Source organism: Binatus sp. (SeqCode) (assembly GCF_049584895.1).
In the GTDB taxonomy this organism is placed as follows: domain Bacteria; phylum Desulfobacterota; class Binatia; order Binatales; family Binataceae; genus Binatus.
This window is the reverse complement of sequence record NZ_JBAUYR010000113.1, coordinates 1-5,659: the sequence shown is the minus strand read 5'-3', so window position 1 is coordinate 5,659 and position 5,659 is coordinate 1. Positions and strand designations below refer to the sequence as shown.

Sequence of the window (5,659 nt, the reverse complement as noted above, 5' to 3'; positions counted from 1 at the left end):
GAACCGGGACCGTCGCGGTGAGCGAGCAGACGCGCAAACTGGTCGAAGGATACTTTCAGCTCAAGCCGCTTGGACCGACCCGAATCAAAGGCGTGAACGAGCCGGTCAACGTTTACGAGGTGATCGGTCTCGGGCCTCTGCGAACCCGGCTGCAACGCTCGGCAGGGCGCGGGTTGTCGAAATTCGTGGGTCGGCAGGCAGAAATGGAATCGTTAAAGCGTGCGGCGGATCAGGCCAAGGCTGGACACGGGCAGATTGTCGCAGCGATGGCCGAGGCCGGGGTCGGCAAGTCGCGCCTGTTCTTCGAGTTCAAAGCGGTCTCGCAGTCGGGCTGGATGGTGCTGGAGGCATTCTCGGTCTCGCACGGCAAGGCTTCCGCGTTCCTGCCTGTGATCGACCTGTTGTGGAACTACTTCAAGATCACTCCCGAAGATGACGAGCGGACGCGACGTGAGAAGGTGACAGGGCGGCTACTCGCGCTCGACCGCTCGCTGGAGGACGCGCTGCCGTACCTCTATGGTCTGCTCGGCTTGACTGATGAGAACAGCCAGGTTGCCGAGGTCGAAGCGCAGACTCGCAAGCGCCGTTCGCTCGACGCGATCAAGCGCATCCTGCTGCGCGAAAGCCTGAACCAGCCGCTGATTGTGATTTTCGAAGACCTTCACTGGATCGACAACGAAACGCAGGGATTCTTGAACCTGCTCGCCGACTCAATCGGCACCGCGCGCATCCTGCTGCTGTTCAACTATCGGCCCGAGTACCGCCACGAGTGGGGTAACAAGACTTACTACACGCAGTTGCGGCTCGATCCGCTCGGCAAGAACAGCGCCGACGAGATGCTCTCGGCGCTGCTCGGTGACAGCCCGGAACTAGCAGCGCTTAAGAAACTCATTACTGAAAAAACCGAGGGCAACCCGTTTTTCATGGAAGAGACTGTGCAGGTGTTGCTCGATGAGGGCGCGCTGGTGCGCAACGGAACGGTGAAACTCACCAAGTCGCTTGACGAGCTCAAGATACCGCCGACCGTGCAGGCTATTCTCGCGGCGCGCATCGACCGGCTCGCGCCGGATAACAAAGATCTGCTTCAGACGCTCGCGGTCATCGGTACTGAGTTCCAATTCGCACTCATCAGCAAAGTCCTGGACCAGGAACCGAGCGCAGAACCCGCACCTATCGGCCGCGATGCGGCCGGCGTCCTCTCCCGTGAAATAACGGGCGAGGTAATAGAGAGGATGCTATCCGAACTCCAGCTCGCCGAGTTCATCTACGAGCAGCCCACGGTCGGCGACCTCGAGTACACCTTCAAGCACGCGCTGACCCATGATGTCGCCTACAACTCGGTGCTTAACGAACGCCGCCGCATGCTGCACGAGCGAATCGGCGCGGCGCTGGAATCCACCTATGCCGACAGCCTCGACGACCACATTGCCAAGCTGGCCCATCACTATGCGCGCAGCGGCAATCCGGCCAAGGCGGTGAAATATTGCCTGCGCGCTATCCGTCAATGCGCCGACCTCGGCTCCAGCGCCGAAGCGGTCGCACAGTTTGAGAAGGGGCTTGAGCAGTTGCACAAGCTCCCCGACGACGACCGGCGCGCCGAACTGGAACTGGACCTCAGGATCGAAGTGGTCGGGCCGTTGGGGGATAGCAAAGGTTTCAGCTCGCCTGACTTCGAGCAGTCGCAGGCGCGCGCACTCGAGCTTTGCCAGCGGTCGGAGCTCAACCGGCAAAAGACTTGGGCGGCACTCTTCGGAATTTTTTTCGTTCAACAACTCCGTCCCGATGTCCGCAAGGCCGAGGCGATAGGCGCCGAGTTGGTTGCACGAGCCGAAGAACACGGGAGAGCCGAATATATTGCCGAAGCGGCGAACTGGTGGGCGTACGCCAAGATGGTTTCGGGCGACTTCGAGCACGCAGCCGTTGGTCTCGATCGGGCGTGGACGCTGGTGGAATCCATCGCGAAGCCGGCCATCGGCCCGACCCCGCAGCGCGCCGAGCAGATGACCGAAGCCCGGGCTTTCGAGTGGCGTTCGGGGACTCGGCAAAACAACCGCATCCTCTCGGGATGGAACCTGTGGTTCCTTGGTTATCCGGATCGCGCACTCGAGCGTATGAACATCGCAACCGCAATCGCGCATTCCGGGCCGAAGACGATGATGGCGGACATACACGGATTCGCCACCTACATTTACGAGCTGCGTCGCGAACCTGAGCAGATGAGAGCGAGGGCAACAGCAAGGCTGCTACTAGCGACCGAATCGGGCTACTTCACGGGCCGCGTCCTGAGCGAAATCTATCTCGGATGGGCAGATGCGCTGGCCGGCGACCTCGAAGACGGCATCGCGCGCATGAGACTTCATATGTCGGAATTGAAGGCCGCCGGCTCCGAGTATATCAGCGACCGGTATTTCGCCTTTGTCGCCACCGCGCTGGGAAGGCTCAGCCGTTCCGATGAGGCTCTCCGCATCGTCGACGAGTCATTCGAGTTCATCGAGAAAACCGGCCAACAATACTATGCAGCGGAGCTCCGTCGCCTGCGGGGCGAACTGATGCTGGCTCAGAGTGCTTCGAACGCTTCGCAAGCAGAGCAATCTTTCCGCGACGCGATCGAAATTTCACGCAAGCAGCATGCGAAGTCATGGGAGCTGCGCGCATCGACCAGTCTCGCTCGCCTGCTGGCGAGACAAGGCAATCGAGACGACGCGCGATCGATGCTCGCCGAAATTTACGACTGGTTCACCGAAGGTTTCGACACTGCGGATCTGAAGGACGCCAAGGCACTGATGGAAGAGTTACGAGGGTAGTTGATTGAAGCGAGGTATCGTCGTGAGAGAAGCTCGGGATGAGGGTCAAAATGCTGCGTCGGATGCTGAGACGGTCCTGCGCTTTTGGTTTGCGGACGAACCGGGTTCCAGGGAAAGCATGTTTCAATCGCGCTGGTTTTTTCCGACTCCGGAATTCGACCGGCTTTGTACGACGCGGTTCCTTGCCAGCTACGAAGATGCCGCACACGGACGTCTTGAGGACTGGAAGAACGGCCCACGAAGTTGTCTCGCGCTGGTTCTGCTGCTCGATCAATTCCCGCGCAACATGTTCCGCGACACGGCACGAGCGTTCGCAACCGACGCAAAGGCGCGTGAACTAACCCGCCACGCTATAGCATCCGGATTTGACCGGGACTTGTCGCCGATAATGCGGATGTTCTTGTACCTTCCGCTCGAACATAGCGAAAATCTGAATGATCAATTGGAGTCGGTGCAGCTCACGTCCGAGCTGGTCTCGGAAAATCGCGATTACACCGAAATTCTCCAGCATGCGGAGCAGCATCTGGAAGTATTCCGGCGATTTGGAAGGTTCCCAGGTCGAAACCACGCCCTCGGAAGACAATCCACCCAGGAAGAAATGAACTTTCTGAAAGACCAGAAGTGGAGGTGACTACCATCGCCGGCCGTACCGATACGCTGCCGCTTGCGCCCGCTGCGGGAATGCGAGCAAGCCGCGTCAGCTAAATGACCTTCTGCGATTTGATGATAACGAACCTATCGTCGCGCTCTGTGATCGGTAGAATGCGCGGGCGCTTCTGCCTCCAATTGATCGACTAAGGAAACGCTTATGGGGTGATTCGGCATGATGCCGATTTTATCAAACGATAAAGGAGCCCGCGACTTTCGGCGCTGAGAGACAGCCCGTGAGCGGGCCGATGGCGCGTGAGAGGACGGCGGCGATTTCGGGCCATCACTTCGTGGCTTTGCCTTTTCCTGTCATTTGAACCGTCTGCATTTCACTCGGTTCGAGGTTGTCGGAGATCGTCAGCGTCCCGGAATATGACACCGCCTCGGTCGGTTTGAACTGCACCGCGATCGTGCACATCGTCTCGCTCTTCGGTATGCCTTTCCCGCTCGGCATCAGGTTATCGTCGTCGCATTGGGTCGTGACCGAAAATGGCGACGGCGTCGGCATGCCATTGACGCTCTCCATCTCAATCAGAATCGGCAGCGGCTGATGCTTCTTTTTGATTTTGCCGGCATTGGTGACCGTGACCATCTTCGACACCGCTTGATTCACGGTGACGGTGCCGAACTTGAGTGTCTTGGGAGAAACCTTGAGCTTGCCCTCGACCGGCGTCGGCGTTGAGGTAGGAGTGGCGGTGTTGGTGGCAGTCGCGGTTGCTGTAGCCGTCGCCGTGACAGTCGGAGTCGCTGTTCTGGTCGGCGTGGCTGTTGCAGTGGCCGTCGCAGTGGCGGTTGGCGTAGGAGTGGGTGTCGGGTCGCCGTACTCGAACGCGCCGATGTCGCACGCGGTATGTCCAGGAGCCGGTCGGGACTCGCCCCGCTGGTCGGCGGTAATGGGGTTTCCGTTGGCATCGGTACAATAGTTTGTCGGGGTCTTCGGGACCTTATCGATGGCAGCACTGGTCGACAGCAACGCGATCGTCTGGGTAGGACCGCCGTTGTCCTTCAGGCCATCCGGATCGAGCCCGGCGGCAGTGTCTCTCAGGTCCCCGGTTCCACTAAAGTCGCTGTTGCAGCTCGTATCGTCGGATAGGTTGTGACCGTCGGAAGTGAATGTTCCAGAAGAACTGCAATCTCCGTTTGTGCTATTCGCAACGATCGTATTCTTGACGATTGCTGTTGCCCCTGAGTCGACGAAGATGCCGCCGCCAGCGCCGCTCGCCACGTTGCCGGAAATGGTGCTGAAGGACACGATCGAGGTGCCGCTGCCGACGTAGACGCCGCCGCCGTCGCTGGTGTCAGCATCGTTATCCGCTGAGTTGCCGGAGATCGTGCTGTTGGTGATGGTCAGCGTGTTGCCGTAGTTCTGGATGCCAGCGCCATTGGGGACATTGGAATTGCCGGAGACCGTGCTGTTGGTCACGGTCATGGTGCCGCCGGCGTCGTTGTCGATGCCGCCGCCACCAGAACTGTTGGATACGGTGCTGTTGGTCACGGTCATGGTGGCGTAGTTGATGATGCCGCCGCCATAGTCAGCGGTGTTGCCCGAGAAGGTGCAATTGGTCACGGTCACTGTGCTGCCGGGCTCCGTACCGAGACCGCCGCCACCGACAGCGGAGTTGTTGGAGAATGTGCAGTTGGTCACGCTCAGCGTGCCAAAGGTGTAGATGCCGCCACCGACGTTGGTACCACTGAACGAGGAGCCGTCCTCGATGGTTAGGCCCGAGATCGAGACTGTCGCGCCCGAGTCAACCATGAAGACCCGAGAGGAGCCGTTCCCGCTGATCGCCAGGCTGGACGCGCCGGGACCAGTGATCGTCAGGGAATGTTGAATCTCAAGCACGCCGCTGGTCAGCGTGATCGTGCCCGTGACGCTAAACATGATTGTGTCACCTGTGTTAGCGGTATCGGCATCCAAAATCGCCTGGCGCAGCGAGCCTGCGCCGCTGTCGTCGGTATTGGTAACAGTGCGAGTGGTCGCCGAAGCGGGTGAGGCGCTGAAAAGCGCCAGCATGAGGACGGCCGCGACGGTCATAATCGCGGTCGTGGTCGTCCACGCCGATGCGAGATGCCGGCCGCGGTGGGCTATTTCTGATACGGCTCGGCTCATCAAGCCCTCGGACCGTAACCGGTTATCAGTCGCCAGCTATAGCTAACAAAGCGCCCTCTTAAAGCAAGAGCGCATCGCGATTTGCGTTGCCGGGTGT

3 protein-coding genes are annotated in these 5,659 nt (G+C 59.7%); 2 read left to right on the top strand and 1 reads right to left on the bottom strand.

Annotation, left to right across the window (positions count from 1 at the left end; all coding sequences use genetic code 11):
* Positions 1-2,804: AAA family ATPase (locus tag WB650_RS19715; protein ID WP_423961712.1), on the top strand; the 2,804-nt coding region annotated here is incomplete at its 5' end.
* A gap of 22 nt (positions 2,805-2,826) precedes the next feature.
* Positions 2,827-3,435: a DUF924 family protein gene (locus tag WB650_RS19710; protein WP_423961710.1), complete on the top strand. Its 609-nt coding sequence runs from the start codon at positions 2,827-2,829 to the stop codon at positions 3,433-3,435.
* Positions 3,436-3,735: 300 nt separating this feature from the next.
* Here WB650_RS19710 and WB650_RS19705 read toward each other — a convergent pair whose 3' ends face one another.
* A complete protein-coding gene (locus tag WB650_RS19705) occupies positions 3,736-5,562 on the bottom strand; it encodes a right-handed parallel beta-helix repeat-containing protein (protein ID WP_423961708.1) in 1,827 nt (608 codons plus the stop codon).
* Positions 5,563-5,659 lie beyond the last annotated feature (97 nt).